Source organism: Streptococcus caecimuris (assembly GCF_943193075.1).
Taxonomy (GTDB): domain Bacteria; phylum Bacillota; class Bacilli; order Lactobacillales; family Streptococcaceae; genus Streptococcus; species Streptococcus caecimuris.
The window spans coordinates 15,573-37,396 of record NZ_CALPCT010000001.1 but is presented as its reverse complement, the minus strand read 5'-3'; the positions used below and the strand labels follow the sequence as shown (position 1 = coordinate 37,396).

The following is a 21,824-nucleotide window of genomic DNA, read 5'->3' as shown; positions in this document are numbered from 1 at the left end:
TTTTTTTGTTTACTTTGATGAGGACAGGAAGGATGATAAGGATTCTTTAGGATTATCTAAAGAAAGGATTGAACATCTTCTCGTGGCCAATAGAAGTCTCAGGGCCATGCCCGGGATAGACAGTGTAGGAAGATGGAAGGGTAAAGAGTTCTTCTCTGATACTGCTAAGTAACTGTGTCGCGTTCCCTGTCGGAAGATCGGTCCGTCCAATGGTTTCGCGAAAAAGGGCATCACCGGATAGAACCAGGTGATCCTCAGGAAAGACGATAGAGACTCCTCCTGCAGAGTGGCCTGGTGTCTCCAGAACATAAAAGTGGAAATCAGCTATTTGGTAATCGGAGCGAATGTCATAAAGGAAGTCGGCCTCCTTGCATACAATATCTTCTAAATCCGCATGACGATCCAAACCAGATAAATTATCGACAGGAGAAGACAACCAACTGGCTTCTGCTGAATGGACATAAACAGGTGGGAAATGATAGGTCTGACGAACCTTCTCAAGACTCATAATGTGATCGTAATGCGTATGAGTTAAAAGAATTGCTACGATGGGTTTTCCGATGCGATCCAATTGTTTTTGAATAGTCGCCCAGTCGCTACCTGGATCGATAAGAATGAGGGAGTGGTCATTTTCAAGGTAGTAGGTGTTTTCATAAGCTACAGGATTAACAGTACGATAGATTTTCATAAGGACTCCTTTCTAGAATAGTGTATCAAATTGCGAGGAAAATAACAGGATTGAAGTCAGCATGAAAGGAGAAAAAAATCTGCAGAGCTTGCTCAAACGTGATATAATTTTAAGTATTATGACAAGACAGAAACGGAAATATGCCATTGTGGATCTGGAAGCGACCAGTGCTGGAAGCAATGCTAAGATCATTCAGGTTGGGATTGTCATCATCGAAGATGGGAGGATTACGCAATCCTATGAGACGGATGTGAATCCCCACGAACGATTGGATGAGCATATCAAACAATTGACTGGCCTGACAGATGCTCGCTTGAAAAAAGCTCCAGAGTTTGCACAAGTGGCAAAAGAAATTTTTGAATTAATAGAAGATGCCGTCTTTGTGGCCCATAATGTCAAATTTGATGCGAATTTATTAGCAGAAGCCCTCTTTTGGGAAGGATTTGAGCTAACGACTCCTCGGATTGATACGGTTGAATTGTCTCAAATTTTCTATCCGACTTTAGAACGCTACAATTTAGGAGCGCTTGCAGCTGAACTGGAAATTGAGTTGCACCATGCTCACTCCGCTTTAGCGGATGCTATGGCAACAGCCCAGCTGCTGTTGAAATTGAGAGAGAAAATTGCGAGCTTACCAAGAGGATTGATCGAAAAACTTCTTTCGATGGCAGATTGTTTGATTTATGAATCGCGACTCTTAATAGAAGATGCGCTTGAAGACAGTAGCCTTTTTTTACCAGCTCATTTAGTAGAAGTTCATGGTCTCTATCTGCGAAAGCCACAACAGTTTTTAGAAAGTCGTCATTTGTCTGAACAGTTTGAACTCAATATGCAGCTGTTGGGAATGGAGGCTTATCCGGAGCAGAGAGAATTTGTTGCTTATATCGAGGATAGTTTGCAACAGCCACTTCCGAGTTTTATTGAAGCGCCAACGGGTATTGGGAAGACCTACGCCTATCTATTAACGCTTTTGGCGAAAACTTCCAAGCGCATTCTTGTCAGTGTTCCAACTAAAATTCTTCAGGATCAAATTATGAAGAAGGAAGGAAAGACCATCCAAGATCTTTTCCAAATTCCCTTTCATAGCCTGAAAAGTCCCAAGGATTACATCCAACTCGATAAATTTTATGAGGCCTTACAGAGTGAGTCAGATAATGGGATGATTCGACGCTTTAAAATGCAACTGTTGGTTTGGCTGACGATGACAGAAACGGGAGAGCTCAGTGAAATTGGCCAACTCTATCGTCATCTTCATTTTGTAGCTGACATTTGCCACGATGGCCAATTGTCGAAGCGTTCGCTTTTTTATCAGGAAGATTTTTGGCGCCTCGGCCAGGAAAAAGTGAAAACCAGCCGGGTAATTCTGACCAATCATGCCTATCTGTTAACCCGTCTAGAGGATGATAAGAGTCTACTTCAAGAATCTGTTCTGGTCGTGGATGAAGCGCAAAAACTCTTCTTTGCTTTAGAACAGTTTTCACAGAGAGAAGAAACCTTGCAATCTCTTCTTCTAGGCTTACAACATGCCATCGAAGAGGAAAAAGATCTTCTGCAAAGGCGTTTGCTGGAGAGTATTCAATTTGAGTTAAATGCCTGCTCTAAGGAAGTTGTACAAGGAAAACCAGCGATCTTATCTGATCAAACAGTGGCAAAAATTCGACAGGATGTATCGGAATTAAAAAATGAATCATTAGAGAATCTAAGAGAATTGTTTGATGAGCGCTACCAAACCTTTTGGTTGGACAAGGAAGTGGTCGAAAGCCACCAGATTCTTCGTCTCCATGGAGGAGTTGAGGACTTGCTATCCTTTAAGGAGTTTGTGCCTGAAGAAGTGCCCGTGCTCTTTGTATCAGCGACGATCGCGATCAGTAAAAAGGTGCATTTACCTGCCCTTTTGGGATACCAAGAGCAGCAAATCTACCGGGTGCCAATAACAGTCAAACAACACCAGGAATTGTTGGTGCCGATAGATTTTCCAGATGTCGTTTCTTTATCTTCTGTGGAGTATGCAGGAGAGATTTGTCAGCTCATCGATGAACTCCTTCCTCTAAGAAAACCAATTTTTCTTTTGTTTACCTCAAAAGAATTGTTACTGGAGACGTCAAACGCATTGAAGTTTCCTCATTTGGCCCAGTATCGAAATGGCGATGCAGCTAATATTAAGCGACGATTTGACCGAGGAGAAAGCTCTATTTTATTGGGAACAGGAAGCTTCTGGGAGGGAGTCGATTTTTCCCAACAAAAAGAAGTGATTCAAATCATCACGCGCCTTCCTTTTGATAACCCCAAAGATTATATGGTTCAAAAGCTGAATACCCAACTCAGAGAACAGGGGAAAAATCCCTTTTATGACTATAGCCTTCCAGTCGCAATTTTAAGGCTCAAACAGGCTATTGGGAGAACCAGCCGTTTTCAAGACCAGGAATCGTTGGTCCTCTTATTGGATCAGCGGGTGGTGACCAAACGATATGGAAAACAAATTTTAGATGGTTTGCAGCAAGTGTTGCCCCTTCACACGACAGTGAGAGAGTGGCTTGTTGAGCAAGCAGCTGACTTTTTTGAAAGGAATTGAGAGAATGAAAAATAAAGGATTTGGACTTGCAATTGCATTTGTACTGGCTCTTTGTGCCATGTTATTGGGAACTTTCTTTCCCATCATTGGCTCCAGTGTCTTTGCTTTGATTTTAGGAATTGTCCTCAATGAATTAGTAGATTTGCCAGAGAATTCACGACCAGGACTGAACTGGTCTGGTAAGAAATTATTGCAGTATTCGATTATCTTCATGGGATTTAGCTTGCCGATTGCGACGGTTGCTTCTACAGGCTTGTCTTCTTTGAAGATTAGTCTGCCAACAATAACAGTTGCCTTTCTTGCAGCGATGATCTTTGGGAAAGTCTTCCATCTGAAATCTCACCTACGGACCTTAATTGGATTTGGAACGGCTATTTGTGGTGGATCTGCTATCGCAGCAGCTGCTCCGATCATTGAAGCAGACGAAGAGGAAATTGCCTTATCTATGTCAACTATCTTCTTCTTCAACATTTTGGCTGTCTTTATCTTTCCAGTATTAGGGCATGTATGGCATATGTCTAATTTTCAATTTGGCCTCTGGTCAGGAACAGCCATTAACGATACGTCATCAGTTGTAGCAGCAGCGTTTTCTTATAATAAAGCGGCGGGTGAAATGGCGACCATTGTTAAGTTAACACGCGCCCTGATGATTGTACCAGTTTGTTTAGGCTTGATCGGTTTAAAATGGTATCGTAGCAAGCAACAAGGAAGAAACAAAGGAATGTTAAAGAAAATTATTCCTTGGTTCATCATCTGGTTTATTGTGGCTTCTATTCTTTCATCTATCGGCTTGGTACCTAAAGTGGTTCTTCCTTACCTTAAGGACCTTTCTCACCTCTTTATGGCCATGGCCTTGGTCGGAATTGGAAGCAAGGTTTCTTGGAAACAGTTCCGTGCAGCAGGAGCAGCCCCCCTTCTAGTAGGGTTGATTGCTTGGTTTTGTGTAGCAGGATCTAGCTTGATTCTACAAATGTTGTTCTATTAATTGATTTGATGATTCTCACAGAAAGGAACGTGAATGAAGAAACATCATTTTTGGACGATTCACCTGGATTATTCGATCATTGGGATTGTCTTCGCCCTTCTCATGCTTGGGATTTTATCTGTTTATGTAGCAGTTTCTCATGACTATCCCCAAATGGTGTGGCCTTTTTTAGGGCAGCAATTTGCCTGGATTGGTGTGGGATGCGTCATTTGCCTGATTGTGACCATTTTTAGCACGAAATTTCTTTGGAAAATCACTCCCTTTCTTTACCTGCTTGGCCTGGCCTTGATGGTTCTTCCCCTTGTTTTTTATAATCCCAACTTGGTAGCTTCAACAGGAGCTAAAAACTGGGTGGCTTATGGGAACATCACCTTATTTCAGCCCTCAGAATTTATGAAGATCCCCTTCATCCTGATGCTGTCACGCTCTATTGTCCGATTTTTGCAAAGAAATAAGGGGCGTGAGCGATTATTACGACAAGATTGGTTTTTGATTCTAGAGTTGACCATCTATACGATTCCGGTCTTTGCCTTATTGGCTCTCCAGCAGGACTTGGGAACGGCCTTAGTATTCTTGGCCATTTTTGCGGGCTTAGTGCTCGTTTCAGGAGTTTCCTGGAAAATTATCTTGCCGGTCATCTTGCTTTTAGCAGGTGGGTTAGCAGGCTTTCTCTTCCTCTTTCTTTCAGAAGGGGGGCGAGCTTTTCTGCACCAGCAAGTAGGGATGCCAACCTATCAGATGAACCGTATTTTAGCCTGGTTAAATCCTTTTGACTATGCACAAACCACCACCTACCAGCAGGCGCAAGGACAGCTAGCCATTGCAAGTGGTGGCCTCTTTGGGCAAGGCTTTAATGTCTCCAATTTATTGGTTCCCGTACGGGAAAGTGATATGATTTTTACAGTAGTAGCAGAAGACTTTGGCTTTGTTGGAGCTCTGGTGCTGTTGATTTTATATGTGACCCTGATTTACCGCATTTTAAAAATTACCCTCCAGTCCAATAACCAATTTTATACCTATATTTCCATTGGATTTATTATGATGCTGGTCTTTCATATTTTTGAAAATGTTGGAGCAGTAACGGGTCTTCTCCCTTTGACGGGGATTCCCCTCCCCTTTATCTCACAAGGTGGGTCCTCTATTATTAGTAATCTGATTGGTATTGGTCTGGTCCTTTCAATATATAATCATAGTAGCAAAAAGAAAGAGCCAGAAGAAGGGCCTCCAATCCGTAAAAAAGTAGTCCTTAAAAAGGCGCAATAGATAGAAAGAAGGAATGAAAATGAAAAAAGTAGCAACGATTTTAGCAAACGGTTTTGAAGAAATTGAAGCCTTGACCATTGTCGATGTTTTGAGACGTGCTGGGATCGACTGTGACCTCGTTGGGATGGAAGAAACGGTCACAGGTTCTCACCAGATCACAGTGGAAGTCGACCGTCTCTGGAATGGGGACCTGTCAGATTATGATGGAATCTTCTTACCAGGTGGGATGCCAGGAGCTGCGAATTTGCGGGATAATCCGGAATTGATTGCAGCTCTTCAAGAAGAAAGTAGAAAAGGAAAAATCATTTCTGCGATTTGTGCAGCACCAATTGTCTTGGCACGTGCCGGCCTCTTAAAAGATAAACACTATACCTGTTACGATGGTTTTGAAGAAGAGATTCAAGATGGGCACTATCAGAAAGAAACAGTGGTGAAAGACGGGAATCTCTTGACCAGTCGTGGTCCTTCAACTGCGCTTGCCTTGGCTTATGCCTTGGTAGAGCAATTTGGAGGAGATGCCCAAAGCCTTCGTCAAGGAATGCTCTATCAAGATGTCTTTGGAGATGCTTAAAAGAGCTCTTTTGGACACCATATTTTCTGGTGAAAGTTTACATTCTATGACGGGAAATGACTTCTCTATGATTTAAAATGAAATGACCGTAAAAAATGGCTAAAATCCCCCCTAAATGAGGGTTTTAGCTTATTTTTTTTGTCCATTTGTGGTATAATATTGACTATGAATTATCATGATTTTATATGGGATCTTGGTGGGACGCTATTGGATAATTACGAAACGTCCACAAATGCCTTTGTAGCGACATTGAAGGACTTTCACATCCAAGCCGATCATGATTCTGTTTATGCAGCATTAAAAATCTCAACACAGGATGCAATTCAAACCTTTGCCCCTCATATTTCCAATTTTCGTACGGAATACAAGAAAAAAGAAGCCTTGGGCTTGCAAGAGCCGGTCTTATTTGAGGGAGCAAAAGAGTTACTAGAAGAGATCCAAGCACATGGAGGACGCCATTTTTTGGTATCTCATCGGGATCGCCAAGTTTTGACCCTTATTGAACAGACAGGCATTGCACCCTACTTTACGGAGATTGTAACAGCAGACGAGGGCTTTCCTCGAAAACCAGACCCAGCCTCTATGCTTTTTTTGAAGGAAAAATATGGCATTCAAGACGGTCTGGTCATCGGAGATCGTCCGATCGATATTGAAGCTGGGAAGGCTGCAGGGCTTTCAACCTATTTATTTGACACCATGCCCCACTTACACCAGTTTATATTTGAATAGAAAAGGGAAATTATGACAGAGGATAAACAGCAAGAAATTCAAGCGCAAGAATATGATGCCAGTCAGATTCAGGTCTTGGAAGGACTAGAAGCCGTTCGGATGCGTCCGGGGATGTATATTGGTTCTACCTCAAAAGAAGGTCTTCATCATCTGGTCTGGGAAATCGTAGATAACTCGATTGACGAAGCCTTAGCTGGTTTTGCTAGCCATATTGAAGTTTTCATTGAAGCAGATAATTCGATCACGGTTGTCGATGATGGTCGTGGGATCCCAGTGGATATCCAAGAAAAGACAGGTCGACCTGCCGTCGAAACTGTCTTTACCGTACTTCACGCAGGAGGAAAATTCGGCGGAGGCGGCTACAAGGTATCTGGTGGTCTTCACGGGGTAGGGTCATCCGTCGTGAATGCCCTCTCCACATCCCTCGATGTTCGCGTCTATAAAAATGGCAGTATCCATTACCAAGAGTATCGACGTGGACACGTTGTGGATGATTTGAAAGTCATCGGGGAGACAGATCGGACAGGGACAACCGTCCACTTTATTCCAGACCCAGAAATCTTCACGGAAACCACCGAGTATGATTTTGAAAAATTAAATAAACGGATTCAAGAGTTAGCCTTTTTGAATCGTGGCTTGCGTATTTCTTTGACGGATAAGCGAGAAGGCTTGGAGCAAGAAAAGCATTACCACTACGAAGGTGGGATCTCTAGTTACGTCGAATACATCAATGAAAACAAAGATGTCATCTTTGATAAACCAATCTACACAGATGGTGAAATGGATGATATTACAGTTGAAGTAGCTATGCAATATACCACAGGCTACCATGAGACGGTCATGAGTTTTGCCAATAACATTCATACCCATGAAGGTGGGACGCATGAACAGGGCTTCCGTACAGCTCTCACTCGTGTGATCAATGATTACGCTAAGAAAAATAAACTCTTAAAAGAAAACGAAGACAATCTAACTGGGGAAGATGTTCGAGAAGGCCTAACAGCAGTGATCTCTGTTAAACATCCAAATCCACAGTTTGAAGGACAAACCAAGACCAAACTTGGAAATTCAGAAGTTGTTAAGATTACCAATCGACTCTTTAGTGATGCCTTTTCTGATTTCCTTTTGGAAAATCCGCAAATTGCTAAGAAAATCGTCGAAAAAGGGATTTTAGCAGCGAAAGCTCGCGTGGCTGCTAAGCGAGCGCGTGAGGTGACCCGTAAGAAATCAGGGCTTGAGATTTCCAACCTACCTGGTAAATTGGCAGATTGTTCTTCAAATAATCCACAAGAAACAGAACTCTTTATCGTCGAAGGGGATTCAGCCGGTGGATCTGCAAAATCTGGTCGAAATCGGGAATTCCAAGCGATTTTACCAATCCGTGGTAAGATCTTGAACGTTGAAAAAGCAAGTATGGACAAAATTCTAGCCAATGAAGAGATCCGTAGTTTATTTACTGCTATGGGAACTGGATTTGGTGCCGAATTTGATGTTACAAAAGCGCGTTATCAAAAATTAGTGATCATGACCGATGCCGATGTCGATGGCGCTCATATCCGAACCCTTCTGTTGACCTTGATCTATCGCTATATGAAACCAGTCTTGGAAGCGGGATATGTTTACATTGCGCAACCACCAATCTATGGGGTCAAAGTCGGTAGTGAAATCAAAGAATATATCCAACCTGGTGCCAACCAAGAAGCTGAATTAGCTGCAGCTTTGGAACGTTATTCAGAAGGTCGCTCAAAACCAACCATCCAACGCTATAAAGGTCTTGGAGAAATGGATGATCACCAATTATGGGAAACAACCATGAATCCAGAACACCGCTTGATGGCACGAGTATCAGTAGACGATGCTGCGGAAGCAGATAAGATCTTTGATATGTTGATGGGGGACCGCGTGGAACCACGTCGTGAATTTATCGAAGAAAACGCTGAATATAGTACACTCGATGTATAAAATTCACCGAACGCTTCCCATTAATGGATATTTTATGGTATAATTACTAGGATTACGTTCAAGTAATACGATGAAGGAGTTTTTATATGTCTAGTGGACTAATTGTTCTCATCTTTATTGTCGCCCTTATCTTGATTGTAGGATATGTGGTTGCAGTCATTTTGAGAAAACGAAACGAAGCCTTACTGGCAGCACTGGAAGAACGAAAAGAAAAGTTATACAACCTTCCGGTCAACGATGAAGTAGAGGCCGTAAAAAACATGCATTTGATTGGTCAGAGTCAAGTTGCATTTCGTGAATGGAATCAAAAATGGGTAGATTTATCCTTAAATTCATTTGCTGATATTGAAAACAATCTGTTTGAAGCGGAAGGCTATAACAATTCTTTCCGTTTCATGAAGGCTAAACAAGCCATTGACAATATCGAAAGTCAGATCCAATTGATCGACGAAGATATCAAGGCGATTCGCAAAGCCCTTTCTGATCTGGAAGAGCAGGAACAAAAGAATAGCGGTCGTGTGGTTCATGCCTTGGATATGTTTGAAGAACTTCAAAAAGAAGTCACTTCAGACCCAGAGCGTTATGGCAGTGCCCTTCCTGAAATTGAAAAACAAATTGGAAATATTCAATCTGAGTTTTCACAATTTGTAACCTTGAATTCTTCAGGTGACCCTGTTGAAGCGGCTGAAATCCTTGATACAGCTGAAAATCATATTGTAGCCTTAAAACAAATTGTTGAGCGAGTGCCAGAAATTGTCACTGCCCTTCAAGCAAAACTTCCAGACCAATTAGAGGATTTGGAAAGTGGCTACCGCAAGCTTTTGGAATCTGGCTACCACTTCACTGAAACAGATATTGAATCTCGTTTCCAACAGTTGCATGCTTCCTTGAAGAACAATATGGCAAATGTATCCGCTCTTGAATTGGACAATGCCATTTACGAAAATGAACAAATTCAAGAAGAAATCGATGCTTTGTATCACATCTTTACCCGTGAAATTGAATCACAAAAAGTTGTGAAGAAGTTAGTGAAACAACTGCCTGGCTATTTGAAACATGCTAAAGATAACAATAGTAAGCTTGCGGCAGAAGTGGAACGTCTCGGTAAAACATTCGTCTTGAATGAAAGCTTCAGCCAACAGTTAAAAGAGTTGGAAGCTGAGCTATCTTCACAAGAAAATGTGGTAGAAGATGCCTTGAAAGATTCATCTGAAACACAAAAGGCCTATTCTATCGTAGAAGAAGAGTTAGAAGCTATTCAAGCTCGATTGAAAGAAATCGAAGATGAGCAAATTGGCTTAAGTGATTCCCTTTCAAAAATTGAAAAAGACGATGCCAATGCTCGCCAAAAAGTCAACATCTATGCCAACCGTTTGCATGCCATTAAACGCTATATGGACAAACGAAACTTGCCAGGAATTCCTCAAGAATTCTTAGAAATTTTCTTCACTGCAAGTAACAATACAGAAGCTTTGATGGATGAGTTGGAAGGGGATAAAATCAACATCGAATCAACCAATCGTTTGTTGGAAATCTTGACCAATGATATGAATGAATTGGAAGAAGCGGCGTATCGAATTGTTCAAAATGCGACATTGACAGAACAATTGTTGCAATACTCGAACCGTTACCGTTCATTTGATGATCATGTACAGGCAGCCTTTGATGAGTCCCTTTATATTTTCGAAAGAGAATATGACTATGCGGCTTCCTTCAAAGTCATCTCAGATGCTTTGGAAATGGTAGAAGCTGGTGTAACTGATCGCTTTGTTACTTCATATGAAAAAACCCGGGAGCAGATTCGCTTCTAATAACAGAAAAATGACCTTTTAGGAGGTCATTTTTTTTATCTTTAAATCATCATTGAAACTTGAAATTTAAACCCTATTTTTGTATAGTAAGGGAGAAATAAGAAAGGAAAGCGATGAAAGAAGTAACAGGTCTCCTCGTTATGGATGTAGATGGAACCTTGGTCCGACAGGAAGGGATTGATCTACTAGCTCAAGAAGCTGGCGTGGGAGAAAAAGTGGCAGAGATTACAGCACAAGCAATGAATGGCGAACTGGATTTTGCAGCATCTTTAGAGGCGCGTGTTGCTTTATTGAAGGGATTAGAGACCTCTATCTTTCCGAAAATTTTGGAACAGATGGAAGTCACGCCGGGTGCTGAAACATTAATCACGGAACTGCATCAAAGAGGTTACAAGGTTGGCCTTGTTTCCGGGGGATTTCATGAAGTCATCGACCCTATTGCGAGGTCTTTAGGAATTGATCTAGTCCTAGCAAATCGTTTAGAGGCTTCTGATGGCCGTTTGACAGGGGAAGTCCTCGGTGGGATAATCACACCTGAAAGGAAAAAAGAGTCTCTCCTGACGTGGGCGAAAGAAAATCATGTCCCACGAAGTCAGACGATTGCGATGGGTGATGGTGCCAATGATCTTCCGATGATTGAAACAGCCGGTATCGGGATTGCCTTTATGGCCAAACCAATCGTTGCTGAGCGAGCCTCATATCGTATTGAGAAGAGGGATTTAAGCCTTGTTCTTGAAATTCTAGATCAGCATAGAAAGGAAACAGCATGCATATCCTACTAGCACCGGATTCGTTTAAAGAATCCTTATCCGCCAAACAAGTAGCAGAAGCCTTGAAAAATGGATTTCAAGAGGCTCTACCAGATGCAACTTTTGACCTCCTTCCTATAGGGGATGGTGGCGAAGGCACCATGGAAACCCTAGCTGGAGTTCTGGATGTAACGGAGTACCAAACGCAAGTAACCGGACCATTTGGCCAGCCTGTTTCAATGGCTTACTATCAAAAAGATGAGATTGCTTTTTTTGAGATGGCTTCACTTGTCGGTTTAGGCTCCATTCCAGCTGAAAAACGAAATCCTCTTGAACTGGAAACACGAGGAATTGGTGAACTTATTTTGCAATTGGTTGACCAAGGGGTTAAAACGATCTGTGTGGGAATTGGCGGTTCTGCAACGAATGATGGTGGGATTGGGATGGCAGCTGGACTTGGGGTAGCCTTCTATGATGATCAAGGCCATCTGCTTCGTCCTGTAGGGGCTTCGCTCGGTCGTGTGGCTAGAATAGATACCAGTGCGGTTCCAAAAGCTTTAGAAGACATCGAGCTCCAAGTCTTAACGGATGTAACCAATCCTCTCTGTGGCAGTCAAGGAGCGACCTATATCTTTGGTGGGCAAAAGGGATTGAATCCCCTTCTGTTTCCAGCTGTTGATCAGGCTATGCAGGGTTTTTACCAGCTTGCTGATGCACGAATATTGTCTATGCCTGGCGCCGGAGCTGGAGGTGGCATGGCTGCTGGCTTGGTTGCTTTTGCGGGAGGTCAGATTTCCTCAGGAATTGAAAAAAGCCTCGATTTGATTGACTTTGATCACAAAGTACAAAAAGCTGATCTGGTCGTCGTTGGGGAAGGTAGGATGGACCTCCAATCCCTTTCTGGGAAGGCACCTGTCGGGGTGGCCAAACGAACACCAGAGAAGATCCCAGTGATAGCTATTTGTGGTAGCTTAGCGGAGGATTTGCCTGCTTTTCCTAGTCATCACATTGAAGCTGCCTTCTCTATCGTACCTGGTCCTTGTGAGGTGGCAGATGCACTCGCTCATGCTGAAAGGAATCTAATTTCCTGCGCTCGAAATATTGGGAACCTTTTAAAAATAAAAGCAAACTAAAAAACCAATGAAAAGGAGATGTTCCCTTCCATTGGTTTTTCTTTAGCTAAAGAGACGTTTCCAAAATGGTTTCTTTTCTGGACTAGCAGTCTCTTCTTTCTTTTCAAATAAATTTGGATACTGGAGACTCATGTCTGTTGGTGAAATTCCAGATGGATGATCCGTATGGATGATGAGACCAAAGGGAGAATGGCGACAGTCATCCGAAACGATGCTTGCCACAAGTCCAAGATCCTTGGTTTTTTTCAAATATTGTAGCTGGCTGCTTTCATCTAAAGCTGGGGAGATCTTGACCAAAACAGGATGAAAGCGATCTGAAATATCAGTGAGGATTGTCGAATACTGCTCCAGGTACATCTTGTCCCTTGCCTCCTCCAAGGTGCATGAAGCAATCACCCGCTCCTCATAAGTCTCCAAAAATCGACGCTGCTCATCCGGATTGAATCGAGTAGGACCAGCAGCTTTTTCTAAAATTGTTTTATTAATATCTGTCATAAGCTTAGTATAGCATAAAGCGTAGCAGAAGAATAGAAGAATGCGAAAAAATTAAATAAGGAGGAAAATAGAAGAAAAAAAGAAAGTGGAACCGTTTTCTTGTTAAAAACTTCTCAATTTTCGTAGATTTCCTTGTTTTTTCTTGAAAAAATAGCCTAATTACGATATGATAGAGGAGTAAAAAATATAACTCAATAAGGAGAGTAAGAAATGTCAATTATTACTGATGTTTACGCTCGCGAAGTCCTAGACTCACGCGGTAACCCAACACTTGAAGTAGAAGTTTATACTGAATCAGGTGCTTTCGGACGTGGTATGGTTCCATCAGGAGCTTCTACTGGTGAACACGAAGCTGTAGAACTTCGCGACGGTGACAAATCTCGTTACGGTGGTCTTGGAACTCAAAAAGCTGTTGACAATGTAAACAACATCATTGCTGAAGCAATCATCGGCTACGATGTACGTGACCAACAAGCTATTGACCGTGCAATGATCGCTCTTGACGGTACTCCTAACAAAGGTAAATTGGGAGCAAACGCAATCCTTGGTGTGTCTATCGCTGTAGCTCGTGCTGCTGCTGACTACCTTGAAATCCCACTTTACAGCTACCTTGGTGGATTCAACACTAAAGTTCTTCCAACTCCAATGATGAACATCATCAATGGTGGATCTCACTCAGATGCTCCAATCGCTTTCCAAGAATTCATGATCGTACCTGCTGGTGCACCTACATTCAAAGAAGCTCTTCGTTGGGGTGCTGAAATCTTCCACGCACTTAAGAAAATCCTTAAAGGTCGTGGTCTTGAAACTGCCGTTGGTGACGAAGGTGGATTCGCTCCTCGTTTCGACGGAACTGAAGATGGTGTAGAAACTATCATCGCTGCTATCGAAGCTGCTGGTTATGTTCCAGGTAAAGACGTATTTATCGGATTTGACTGTGCATCATCAGAATTCTACGATAAAGAACGTAAAGTTTACGATTACACTAAATTCGAAGGTGAAGGAGCTGCTGTCCGCACTGCTGCTGAACAAATCGACTACCTTGAAGAATTGGTAAACAAATACCCAATCATCACTATCGAAGATGGTATGGACGAAAACGACTGGGACGGATGGAAAGCTCTTACTGAACGTCTTGGTGGTAAAGTTCAATTGGTTGGTGACGACTTCTTCGTAACAAACACTGATTACCTTTCACGTGGTATCAAAGAAGGATGTGCTAACTCAATCCTTATCAAAGTTAACCAAATCGGTACTCTTACTGAAACATTCGACGCTATCGAAATGGCGAAAGAAGCTGGTTACACTGCCGTTGTATCACACCGTTCAGGTGAAACTGAAGATTCAACCATCGCTGACATCGCAGTTGCAACAAATGCAGGACAAATCAAGACTGGTTCACTTTCACGTACAGACCGTATCGCTAAATACAACCAATTGCTTCGTATCGAAGATCAACTTGGTGAAGTTGCTGAATACCGTGGATTGGAATCTTTCTACAACTTGAAAAAATAATCTAGTTTACTAGACTAGAAAGATCCTTGAGTTTTCTCAAGGATCTTTTTTTGCTTGGGGTAAACAAAAATGAGGCTGGGACAAAAGTCCTGGCCTCTCAATTATTTTTGGATTGTCGAGCAAGACGCAGTGGTTGAGTGGGCTCTACTACGCTGATTTCATCAGCTTTTACAGCCCTACTCAACTGTGCGGAGGTGGTACGACGAAATCGAATTCTAACGAATTACCGATTTCTGTCCCACTCTCATCGACTTATTAGAACAAGCCTTTGATTTTGTCCAAGGCACCGCTGACCATTTCATTTCCAGATACAAGCCCTTTAGCTTGTTCAAGGTAGTCACCGAGGTTGTCTTTGTTGTCATCAACAAATTTTTTGGCAGCGTCGAAATCTTTCTTTTCGATCATTTCTTTCACTTGGTTAAATAAGTCCAATGGATTCATGTTAGGGTCTCCTAAAATATAAGTTGTGAAGTCAGGCTCACGCCTTTTTCTCATCTATTTAATCATTTTTTTAGAGGTTTGACAACTAAAACGACTTAATGAAAAACCGTACAAACGGCCTCTGGAACATAGAAGTCGTCGGATAGAAGGGTCAATTTTCCGCTAGCAGAATCTCGTTTGAAGACAGTGGCATTAGGTGAATCTTGATGGGCTGCGATCAAATAGTTTTGATCAGGACTAAGTGTGAAATCACGTGGATTGAGTCCTTGAGTTGGAACAATTTCAATGAGTTCTAGGCTACCATCAGCCACAACTTTGAAGACAGCGATGGAATTGTGAGCACGGTTAGATGCATAGAGGAATTTTCCATCAGCTGAGAGCTTGATCGCAGAAGCCCATTTTTGACCATCGTAGTCTGATGGAAGTGTGGAAACAGTTTGGAAGTGTTCGAATTCACCCATACCATCATAAAAGAGTACATCGATTGTAGCATTTAACTCATTAATGAGATAAGCAGTCTTATAGTGAGGATGAAAGACCAGGTGACGAGGTCCTGCCCCTGGAACTGTTTGGTACTGATTGATCAGGGTTAGGTTTCCTTGCTCACTGACATCATAGACATGCAAACTGTCTGTTCCTAGGTCACACGTGATCAGGTACTGATCTGGTGTAAGGTCTGCATAGTGGGTATGTGGACTTGCTTGATTGGCATGAGGACCACTTCCTTGGTGGGTGTCTTGATCGACAAAGGACAAACGTCCATCTGCCTCTAGCTTATATACGAGAACTTGGCCTTTGTGATAGTTGGCTCCATAGACCAGTTGACGCTTGTCATCGACAGAGACATAGCAGAGTGGTGCTCCCTCTTCAACGACGTGATTTAGCGGCTGAAAATCAGCTGTAAAACTTGCGATTCCTCCTTTTCCCTCTTCAGCTCCGACGCTATAGAGGTTGCCTTTTTCAGAAAAGGCGATATAGGTTGGATTGGGCTCAGCTGCCACTAGTTCCAGATGGTTCAATGTCCCTGTTTCAGGGTCAAATTGTGCCTTGTATATTCCTTTGGATTCTTTTTTGGTATAGGTACCGAAATAAATGGTTTGAGACATAGGTCACCTCGTATGATTTGTTAGGTTTATTATATCAAAGGTCCTATTGGAAGGCAATTGCTAGTTGAAAAGAGGAGGGCCTTTCTTTCTTATTTTGCTAGTTTTTTCGTAACTTCAAGCTCAAAAAATGCTAAAATAGAAACAGATTGAAATGAAAAGGAGTTCTCTGTGGATAATAAAGAAAAACAGTTTAGTTTGTCCTGGTTTTTTAGATGGTTTTTAGACAACAAGGCCATTACCGTATTTTTAGTTACCTTGCTGTTGGGCTTGAACCTTTTGGTTTTGAGTAAAATCACCTTTATTTTTATTCCTATTTTTGAGTTTGCCGGAGCAGTCATGCTGCCTGTCATTATCTCTGGTTTACTCTATTACCTGCTTAACCCTATTGTTGACTTTCTTGAAAGAAAAGGACTCAAGCGGATTTTTGCGATTTCCTTAGTCTTTTTCTTGATTGCAGTGCTTTTAATTTGGGGTCTAGCTGTAGTGATTCCATCCGTCCAACGACAAGTGGTGAGTTTCTTTCATAACCTGCCAACTTATTTGGAAAAGGCCAATGCAACTATCGATGATTTTCTAGATAATCGCGTCTCCTCAGATATCAAACCCCAATTAGATGAGATCACCAAGGAATTGTCTGCAAACATTACTTCTTGGGCGAGTTCGATCTCCGGTCGGGCTGTCAATTGGGTCAGCAACTTGATCGGGGTGGCTTCGCAAGTCATTGTTGCCTTGATTATCATGCCTTTTATTGTCTTTTATCTTCTTCGAGATGGAAAAAATTTAAAGGGCCACATTGTTCGCTTCTTACCGACTAAGATTCGTAAATCGGCTGAACAAGTTCTCTCAGATGTCAACACCCAACTCTCCAACTACGTTCGAGGGCAAATTACGGTAGCCATTGTCGTCGCCATTATGTTCATCATCTTCTTTAAGATCATTGGCTTGCGCTATGCGGTGACACTGGGGATCTCTGCGGGGATCTTGAATTTGATCCCTTACTTGGGTAGTTTCTTAGCCATGTTACCTGCCTTAGTATTGGGCTTGGTAGCAGGGCCAGAGATGTTTATCAAGGTCTTGATTGTATTTGCAGTGGAGCAAACCATTGAAGGACGTTTTGTATCACCGTTGGTTTTGGGAAGCCAGTTAAATATCCATCCGATTACCATTTTATTTGTGCTCTTGACGTCAGGATCTATGTTTGGAATCTGGGGAGTTTTCCTTGGAATTCCAGTCTATGCATCTGCTAAGGTGGTGATCGGAGCTATCTTTGAATGGTATAAGGTCGTCAGTGGCTTGTATGAAGAACACAATGAAATAGAAGAGGAAACACACAGTGAGTCATAGTCAACAAATGGTAGAAGCTCTCGATCGGCAAGAGCTAGAAGAGGCAGAAGTTCAATTTCAACAGGCCTTGGTAGAAGATAGTGAAGCACAATTATTGGATTTAGGTCAATATCTTGAAAGTATCGGTTTTTACCCTCAGGCAAAAGAGGTTTACGAACAGATTGCAGAAACCTATCCAGAAGTGTATTTGAGTTTAGCAACCATCCTTGCAGAGGAAGGCCAAATGGAAGAGGCCTTTGCTTATTTAGAAGAAATTGGACCTGAATCAAACTGGTATGTGGCCAGTCTCTTGGTTAAGGCGGATCTCTATCAGATGGAAGGCCTAGCAGATGTAGCGCGTGAAAAATTAGTTGAAGCTGCTCATTTGTCTGATGATCCGATCATTCAATTAGGGCTAGCTGAAATTGATCTGGAATTGGAACGCTATCAAGAGGCTATCCAAGAGTATGCCCAGTTAGACAATCGGGAGATTTTGGAAGCAACAGGAATTTCCACCTATCAACGGATTGGTTTTGCCTATGCCAATCTTGGTAAGTTTGAAGCAGCTGTTCCTTTCTTAGAGAAAGCTCTGGAGATTGAGTTTGATGACCAGATTGCTTACGAATTAGCGACCCTATTGTCTGACCAAGAAGAATTCCAAAAAGCCCTGATCTACTACAAACAAATTGATACCTTGTCGCCTGATTTTGAGGGCTATGAGTATGGTTATGCCTTGGCTTTACAGGCTGAAAATGACCGTGAAAAAGCGCTTGAGATTGCTAAACAAGGGATCCAGAAGAATCCATTTGATGCCCAATTGAAGCTCCTTGCTTCTCAGCTTTCTTATGAACTCCACCAACCTGAGCAAGCAGAAGCTTATCTATTAGAGGCTAAAGAAGTGGCAGATGATATAGAAGAGATTGCTCTTCGCCTGACCACCCTTTATTTGGAACAGGAACGCTTTGACCAAGTCTTGGATTGGCAAAATGAAGAAGTCGAAACGGTTGTCACCCGTTGGAACATTGCCCGTGCTTTGGCTGCCTTGGAGAAAACAGAAGAGGCCGTCTCAGCCTACCAAGAGCTCTATGAGGATTTAAAGGACAACCCAGAATTCCTCGAAGCCTATGTTTATTTGTTGCGTGAGGCTGGAGATGTGACGAAGGCGCGTGAAGTGGCTAATCAGTATTTGGCGATCGTACCAGACGATGTGCAGATGCAAACCCTCTATGATAGCCTCTAATCAAAACCATATCGTGAAGATTCGGAATAGTTTGTGGTATACTGGTAGAAGATAGAATGAGGAGAGAAAAACATGGAACCAGTGAAACTTTTTCAATATAATACCTTAGGTGCCCTAATGGCGGGTCTGTACGGGGGGTCATTTACGATAGGAGAACTCTTAGAACATGGGAACCTCGGAATTGGGACGCTGGATTCTATTGATGGAGAGTTGATCGTATTAGATGGTAAGGCATATCAGGCCAAGGGATCTGGCGACCATCCTGAAATTGTTGAAGTTTCTCCGGATGCCAAGGTTCCTTATGCAGCAGTCGTTCCTCACCAAGCAGAAGTGATTTTCCGCCAACGTTTTGAAATGACAGACGAGGAATTGGAAGCTCGTATTGAGTCTTATTATGATGGGGAAAATCTTTTCCGCTCCATTAAGATTCATGGTGACTTTGCCAAGATGCATGTCCGTATGATTCCAAAATCAACACCAGAGATGAAGTTTGCAGAGGTTGCAACCCATCAGCCAGAGTATACACGAGAAAATGTCACTGGAACCATCGTCGGTTTTTGGACACCAGAAATTTTCCATGGCGTGAGCGTGGCTGGTTATCATTTGCACTTTATCTCAGATGACCACACCTTTGGTGGCCATGTCATGGATTTTGTCATCACAGAAGGAATTGTAGAGGTGGGGGCCATCGATCAGCTGGATCAACGTTTCCCAGTTCAAGACCGTCAGTACCTCTTTGCTAAATTCAATGTTGATGAGGTCAAAGAAGACATCAATAAAGCAGAATAAAAAGGTTGAGCATCGCTCAACCTTTCGTATTGAAGATAATGTTATTTAAGAAACTTTCCTTAGGTGAGAACGGACGTCAGCGAACTTCAAAGAAGTTCCATGACTTAGTTTTGGACCTAAGGTTCCAAAACTCCCGAGTGCTAGAAACAAGATTGTTTCTAGCACTTTTCTCACGGCGGAAAGTTTCAATATATGTTGAATGATCCTAAAAGTAGACCTCATTTTTTTCAGCATACGTAGAACAATTTGTCTACATTCTAAAAGGTTGAGCGTCGCTCAACCTTTTATATTTGAAATCAGTCCGTTAGTTTCATGGCTTTGATTTTTTCTTCTTCTGGGGTGACCCGCAGAGTCTTTTGGCCTGTGTAGGTGACAAAGCCGGGCTTTCCACCAGTTGGTTTATTGAGTTTCTTGGCTTCGATCATATCTACTTGGACCAGGTTTGAGAGACGGGCCTTGGAATAGTAGGCGGCCAACTCTGCAGCATCGGTCTTCACTTCATCCGATGGATTTAGATTTCCTGTAATGACGACATGACTTCCCGGGATATCTTTTGCATGGAACCAGAGCTCGTCTTTTTTAGCGATCTTAAAGGTCAGTTCATCGTTTTGCAGATTATTGCGACCCACTAAAATGATGGTTTTGCCATCACTAGCCAGGTATTTTTCTGGTTTTTTCCGTTTATGGATTTTTTCTCGGTTGCGCCGTTTGATAAAGCCGGTCTGGATTAACTCTTCACGAATCTCTGCCACCTCAGCCAGGCTCGCTTGAGAAAGGGTCGTTTCAACCGTTTCAAGATAAGAAATGGTTTCCTTGGTTTCTTGAATGAGGATGGTCAAATGTTTAACGGCTTCTTTTAACTTCTGGTAGCGTTTGAAGTAGCGTTGCGCATTTTGGTTGGGGGTCAGAGCCTTATTGAGTTGGATGGTGATGGGTTCGTTGGTATAGTAATTGTCCAGGACAACCTGGTCTTGGTCGTTTGGTACCTGATGGAGGAAGGTGGTCAGTAATTCTCCTTTTTGGCGGAATTCTTCCGCATTGTCGGTCGCCGCTAACTCCGCTTCTTGTTTGGCTAATTTTTTTCGGTTCTTTTCAAGATCGTTTTCGACCTTGCGGATCAATTCACTAGCCTGTTGTTGCACCCGATCGCGCTCAGCCTTGTCTCGGTAATAGTCATCTAGCAGATCGGAAAGTGTCTCAAAGGTTTGACTAGTGGCATCTTCAAAGGGAATAGCCGAGAAGGATTTGGTCGTTAGGCGTGGCTCAGTTGGAGCTTGGAAAAAGGCACGGAAGGTTTTTAATTTTTCATCCGTCTCAAGTCGCTTGGCCAATTCTTGAGACGTATCTCGCCCCAAACCTTGGAAACATTTTTGAAGGTTCTTTGGGCTTAACTCTTCTTTGTGAAGAAGGGCAAAAAGGGCTTCATCTCCAATTGTAAAAGGATTAACCGCGTCTGTTTTCGGAGGGGCTACATAGATTGATCCAGGAAGAATGGTCCGGTAGCTATTTTGTGAGAAGCCGACATGTTTGATGGCCTCGATGATTTTATTGCTGGTCCGGTCTAGGAGAATAATATTACTGTGCTTGCCCATGATTTCGATCATTAAGCTGACAGAAATGGCATCTCCAATTTCGTTTTTATTGGAGACACGGATTTCGAGAATCCGGTCGTTCTCCAATTGCTCAATCCCTTCGATGACAGCGCCTTGAAGATATTTACGCATGACCATAATAAAGGTATTAGGAAAGGCAGGATTTTCAAAGTTGGTTTGGGTCCGTTGGATCCGTCCGAAAACAGAATGGGCAGAGAGTAAGAGTTTTTGGTTTTTCCGATTGCCTCGGATTTGGAGTACCAATTCTTGCTCGAAAGGTTGATTAATTTTTTGAATGCGACCACTTAAGAGTTCGGCCTTCAATTCTTGCACCATATGGTGTAAAAAAAATCCATCAAAAGACATGGGATTCCTCATCATTCTAGCTGTTATTCTAGTAAATTATATCAAAAATAGAGCGGAAATCCCAGAAAGAAGCAAGGGGATGTAATATAGAAAATGCGAACGTTTCCAAAAAAATACTGAAAAAGTATTGACTTTTTTGAAAGAAAACTTTAAAATGTAAGAAATTAGAAAAGTAGTAAATGAAAGTTTCAAGAGAGCCCACGGTTGCTGAGAGTGGGTAGCGGCAGTTTATGAAATTGGACTAATGATGAGATGAATTTGAAAGAATAAAAATTCGGTTGGCACACCTTATCGTGCAACTTGTTGCTAGACAAGACAGAGATATGGGGGGAGACTATCCTTTTCCCATAAGTGAGGTGGCACCGCGATGACACGTCCTCACATAGCTTTTGCTATGTGTGGGCGTGTTTTTTGTTTTAGATGAGAAGGGAGAAAAGATATGAAGAAACGATGGCGTCGCATTCTTTAGAGGATGAAAAATAGAAGAAAATGAA

The 21,824-nt window shown here is 42.4% G+C and carries 18 protein-coding genes and 1 other annotated feature; of the genes, 13 read left to right on the top strand and 5 right to left on the bottom strand.

From position 1 onward, the window contains the following. Nucleotides 1-52: 52 nt before the first annotated feature. Nucleotides 53-688, bottom strand: a complete 636-nt coding sequence (locus tag NFR56_RS00175; RefSeq protein WP_118227974.1) for an MBL fold metallo-hydrolase — start codon at nt 686-688, stop codon at nt 53-55. Nucleotides 689-806: 118 nt separating this feature from the next. On the opposite strand from NFR56_RS00175, the gene NFR56_RS00170 reads away from it, so the two are divergent. From NFR56_RS00170 to NFR56_RS00130, 9 genes are all read left to right on the top strand, one after another. Continuing rightward, complete coding sequence (locus NFR56_RS00170) at nt 807-3,260, top strand: bifunctional DnaQ family exonuclease/ATP-dependent helicase (protein WP_134974137.1); 2,454 nt, start codon at nt 807-809, stop codon at nt 3,258-3,260. A 4-nt stretch (nt 3,261-3,264) separates the two neighbouring features. Then, nucleotides 3,265-4,245 (top strand): YeiH family protein, encoded by a 981-nt coding sequence (locus NFR56_RS00165; RefSeq protein WP_251456978.1) that lies wholly within the window; start codon nt 3,265-3,267, stop codon nt 4,243-4,245. A 33-nt stretch (nt 4,246-4,278) separates the two neighbouring features. Continuing rightward, a complete protein-coding gene (locus tag NFR56_RS00160; RefSeq protein ID WP_251456975.1) occupies nt 4,279-5,508 on the top strand; it encodes an FtsW/RodA/SpoVE family cell cycle protein in 1,230 nt (409 codons plus the stop codon). Between the two features lie 19 nt (nt 5,509-5,527). Next, the gene (locus NFR56_RS00155) at nt 5,528-6,079 is read left to right on the top strand and encodes a DJ-1 family glyoxalase III (RefSeq protein ID WP_049486074.1); all 552 of its coding nucleotides are present in this window, start codon (nt 5,528-5,530) and stop codon (nt 6,077-6,079) included. A gap of 165 nt (nt 6,080-6,244) precedes the next feature. Beyond that, nucleotides 6,245-6,808, top strand: coding sequence for an HAD-IA family hydrolase (locus NFR56_RS00150; RefSeq protein ID WP_134974090.1), 564 nt, complete (start codon nt 6,245-6,247; stop codon nt 6,806-6,808). 12 nt (nt 6,809-6,820) lie between these two features. Beyond that, entirely contained in the window at nt 6,821-8,770 is a 1,950-nt protein-coding gene (gyrB, locus tag NFR56_RS00145) for a DNA topoisomerase (ATP-hydrolyzing) subunit B (RefSeq protein ID WP_134974089.1), read from the top strand. 86 nt (nt 8,771-8,856) lie between these two features. Then, entirely contained in the window at nt 8,857-10,581 is a 1,725-nt protein-coding gene (gene ezrA / locus NFR56_RS00140; RefSeq protein WP_134974088.1) for a septation ring formation regulator EzrA, read from the top strand. A 113-nt stretch (nt 10,582-10,694) separates the two neighbouring features. Then, nucleotides 10,695-11,363: a phosphoserine phosphatase SerB gene (gene serB, locus NFR56_RS00135; RefSeq protein ID WP_134974087.1), complete on the top strand. Its 669-nt coding sequence runs from the start codon at nt 10,695-10,697 to the stop codon at nt 11,361-11,363. Then, nucleotides 11,348-12,463 carry a glycerate kinase gene (locus tag NFR56_RS00130; RefSeq protein WP_134974086.1) on the top strand — a complete coding sequence of 372 codons (1,116 nt, stop codon included), beginning with the start codon at nt 11,348-11,350 and terminating at the stop codon, nt 12,461-12,463. Before serB ends, NFR56_RS00130 begins: the two co-directional genes overlap by 16 nt. Nucleotides 12,464-12,505: 42 nt before the next feature. On the opposite strand, the gene NFR56_RS00125 is transcribed toward NFR56_RS00130, so the two are convergent. Continuing rightward, nucleotides 12,506-12,958 (bottom strand): DUF1694 domain-containing protein, encoded by a 453-nt coding sequence (locus NFR56_RS00125; protein ID WP_118396719.1) that lies wholly within the window; start codon nt 12,956-12,958, stop codon nt 12,506-12,508. 210 nt (nt 12,959-13,168) lie between these two features. On the opposite strand from NFR56_RS00125, the gene eno reads away from it, so the two are divergent. Continuing rightward, nucleotides 13,169-14,473 (top strand): surface-displayed alpha-enolase, encoded by a 1,305-nt coding sequence (gene eno / locus NFR56_RS00120; protein ID WP_070661928.1) that lies wholly within the window; start codon nt 13,169-13,171, stop codon nt 14,471-14,473. Between the two features lie 255 nt (nt 14,474-14,728). Here eno and NFR56_RS00115 read toward each other — a convergent pair whose 3' ends face one another. Together NFR56_RS00115 and NFR56_RS00110 are read right to left on the bottom strand one after the other, a co-directional pair. Further along, nucleotides 14,729-14,914 (bottom strand): hypothetical protein, encoded by a 186-nt coding sequence (locus NFR56_RS00115; RefSeq protein WP_003002861.1) that lies wholly within the window; start codon nt 14,912-14,914, stop codon nt 14,729-14,731. A gap of 95 nt (nt 14,915-15,009) precedes the next feature. After that, nucleotides 15,010-16,020, bottom strand: a complete 1,011-nt coding sequence (locus NFR56_RS00110) for a lactonase family protein (protein WP_134974085.1) — start codon at nt 16,018-16,020, stop codon at nt 15,010-15,012. A gap of 168 nt (nt 16,021-16,188) precedes the next feature. Here NFR56_RS00110 and NFR56_RS00105 point away from each other — a divergent pair, with 168 nt between their 5' ends. The 3 genes from NFR56_RS00105 to budA all read left to right on the top strand — a co-directional run bounded on the left by NFR56_RS00105 (nt 16,189) and on the right by budA (nt 19,372). Continuing rightward, complete coding sequence (locus NFR56_RS00105; protein ID WP_024054839.1) at nt 16,189-17,364, top strand: AI-2E family transporter; 1,176 nt, start codon at nt 16,189-16,191, stop codon at nt 17,362-17,364. Then, the gene (locus tag NFR56_RS00100; RefSeq protein ID WP_195487647.1) at nt 17,354-18,583 is read left to right on the top strand and encodes a tetratricopeptide repeat protein; all 1,230 of its coding nucleotides are present in this window, start codon (nt 17,354-17,356) and stop codon (nt 18,581-18,583) included. Before NFR56_RS00105 ends, NFR56_RS00100 begins: the two co-directional genes overlap by 11 nt. 72 nt (nt 18,584-18,655) lie before the next feature. Further along, nucleotides 18,656-19,372: an acetolactate decarboxylase gene (gene budA, locus NFR56_RS00095; protein WP_195189484.1), complete on the top strand. Its 717-nt coding sequence runs from the start codon at nt 18,656-18,658 to the stop codon at nt 19,370-19,372. A gap of 296 nt (nt 19,373-19,668) precedes the next feature. On the opposite strand, the gene NFR56_RS00090 is transcribed toward budA, so the two are convergent. After that, complete coding sequence (locus NFR56_RS00090; protein ID WP_251456973.1) at nt 19,669-21,330, bottom strand: Rqc2 family fibronectin-binding protein; 1,662 nt, start codon at nt 21,328-21,330, stop codon at nt 19,669-19,671. 150 nt (nt 21,331-21,480) lie between these two features. Further along, nucleotides 21,481-21,713 (top strand) — a binding site (T-box leader). Nucleotides 21,714-21,824: the final 111 nt, after the last annotated feature.

Excerpts from the sequence above, each read along its gene's own strand:
- NFR56_RS00175 (WP_118227974.1), bottom strand. The coding sequence starts at position 688 with ATGAAAATCTATCGTACTGTTAATCCTGTAGCTTATGAAAACACCTAC.
- NFR56_RS00170 (WP_134974137.1), top strand. The coding sequence starts at position 807 with ATGACAAGACAGAAACGGAAATATGCCATTGTGGATCTGGAAGCGACC.
- NFR56_RS00165 (WP_251456978.1), top strand. The coding sequence starts at position 3,265 with ATGAAAAATAAAGGATTTGGACTTGCAATTGCATTTGTACTGGCTCTT.
- NFR56_RS00160 (WP_251456975.1), top strand. The coding sequence starts at position 4,279 with ATGAAGAAACATCATTTTTGGACGATTCACCTGGATTATTCGATCATT.
- NFR56_RS00155 (WP_049486074.1), top strand. The coding sequence starts at position 5,528 with ATGAAAAAAGTAGCAACGATTTTAGCAAACGGTTTTGAAGAAATTGAA.
- NFR56_RS00150 (WP_134974090.1), top strand. The coding sequence starts at position 6,245 with ATGAATTATCATGATTTTATATGGGATCTTGGTGGGACGCTATTGGAT.
- gyrB (WP_134974089.1), top strand. The coding sequence starts at position 6,821 with ATGACAGAGGATAAACAGCAAGAAATTCAAGCGCAAGAATATGATGCC.
- ezrA (WP_134974088.1), top strand. The coding sequence starts at position 8,857 with ATGTCTAGTGGACTAATTGTTCTCATCTTTATTGTCGCCCTTATCTTG.
- serB (WP_134974087.1), top strand. The coding sequence starts at position 10,695 with ATGAAAGAAGTAACAGGTCTCCTCGTTATGGATGTAGATGGAACCTTG.
- NFR56_RS00130 (WP_134974086.1), top strand. The coding sequence starts at position 11,348 with ATGCATATCCTACTAGCACCGGATTCGTTTAAAGAATCCTTATCCGCC.
- NFR56_RS00125 (WP_118396719.1), bottom strand. The coding sequence starts at position 12,958 with ATGACAGATATTAATAAAACAATTTTAGAAAAAGCTGCTGGTCCTACT.
- eno (WP_070661928.1), top strand. The coding sequence starts at position 13,169 with ATGTCAATTATTACTGATGTTTACGCTCGCGAAGTCCTAGACTCACGC.
- NFR56_RS00115 (WP_003002861.1), bottom strand. The coding sequence starts at position 14,914 with ATGAATCCATTGGACTTATTTAACCAAGTGAAAGAAATGATCGAAAAG.
- NFR56_RS00110 (WP_134974085.1), bottom strand. The coding sequence starts at position 16,020 with ATGTCTCAAACCATTTATTTCGGTACCTATACCAAAAAAGAATCCAAA.
- budA (WP_195189484.1), top strand. The coding sequence starts at position 18,656 with ATGGAACCAGTGAAACTTTTTCAATATAATACCTTAGGTGCCCTAATG.
- NFR56_RS00090 (WP_251456973.1), bottom strand. The coding sequence starts at position 21,330 with ATGTCTTTTGATGGATTTTTTTTACACCATATGGTGCAAGAATTGAAG.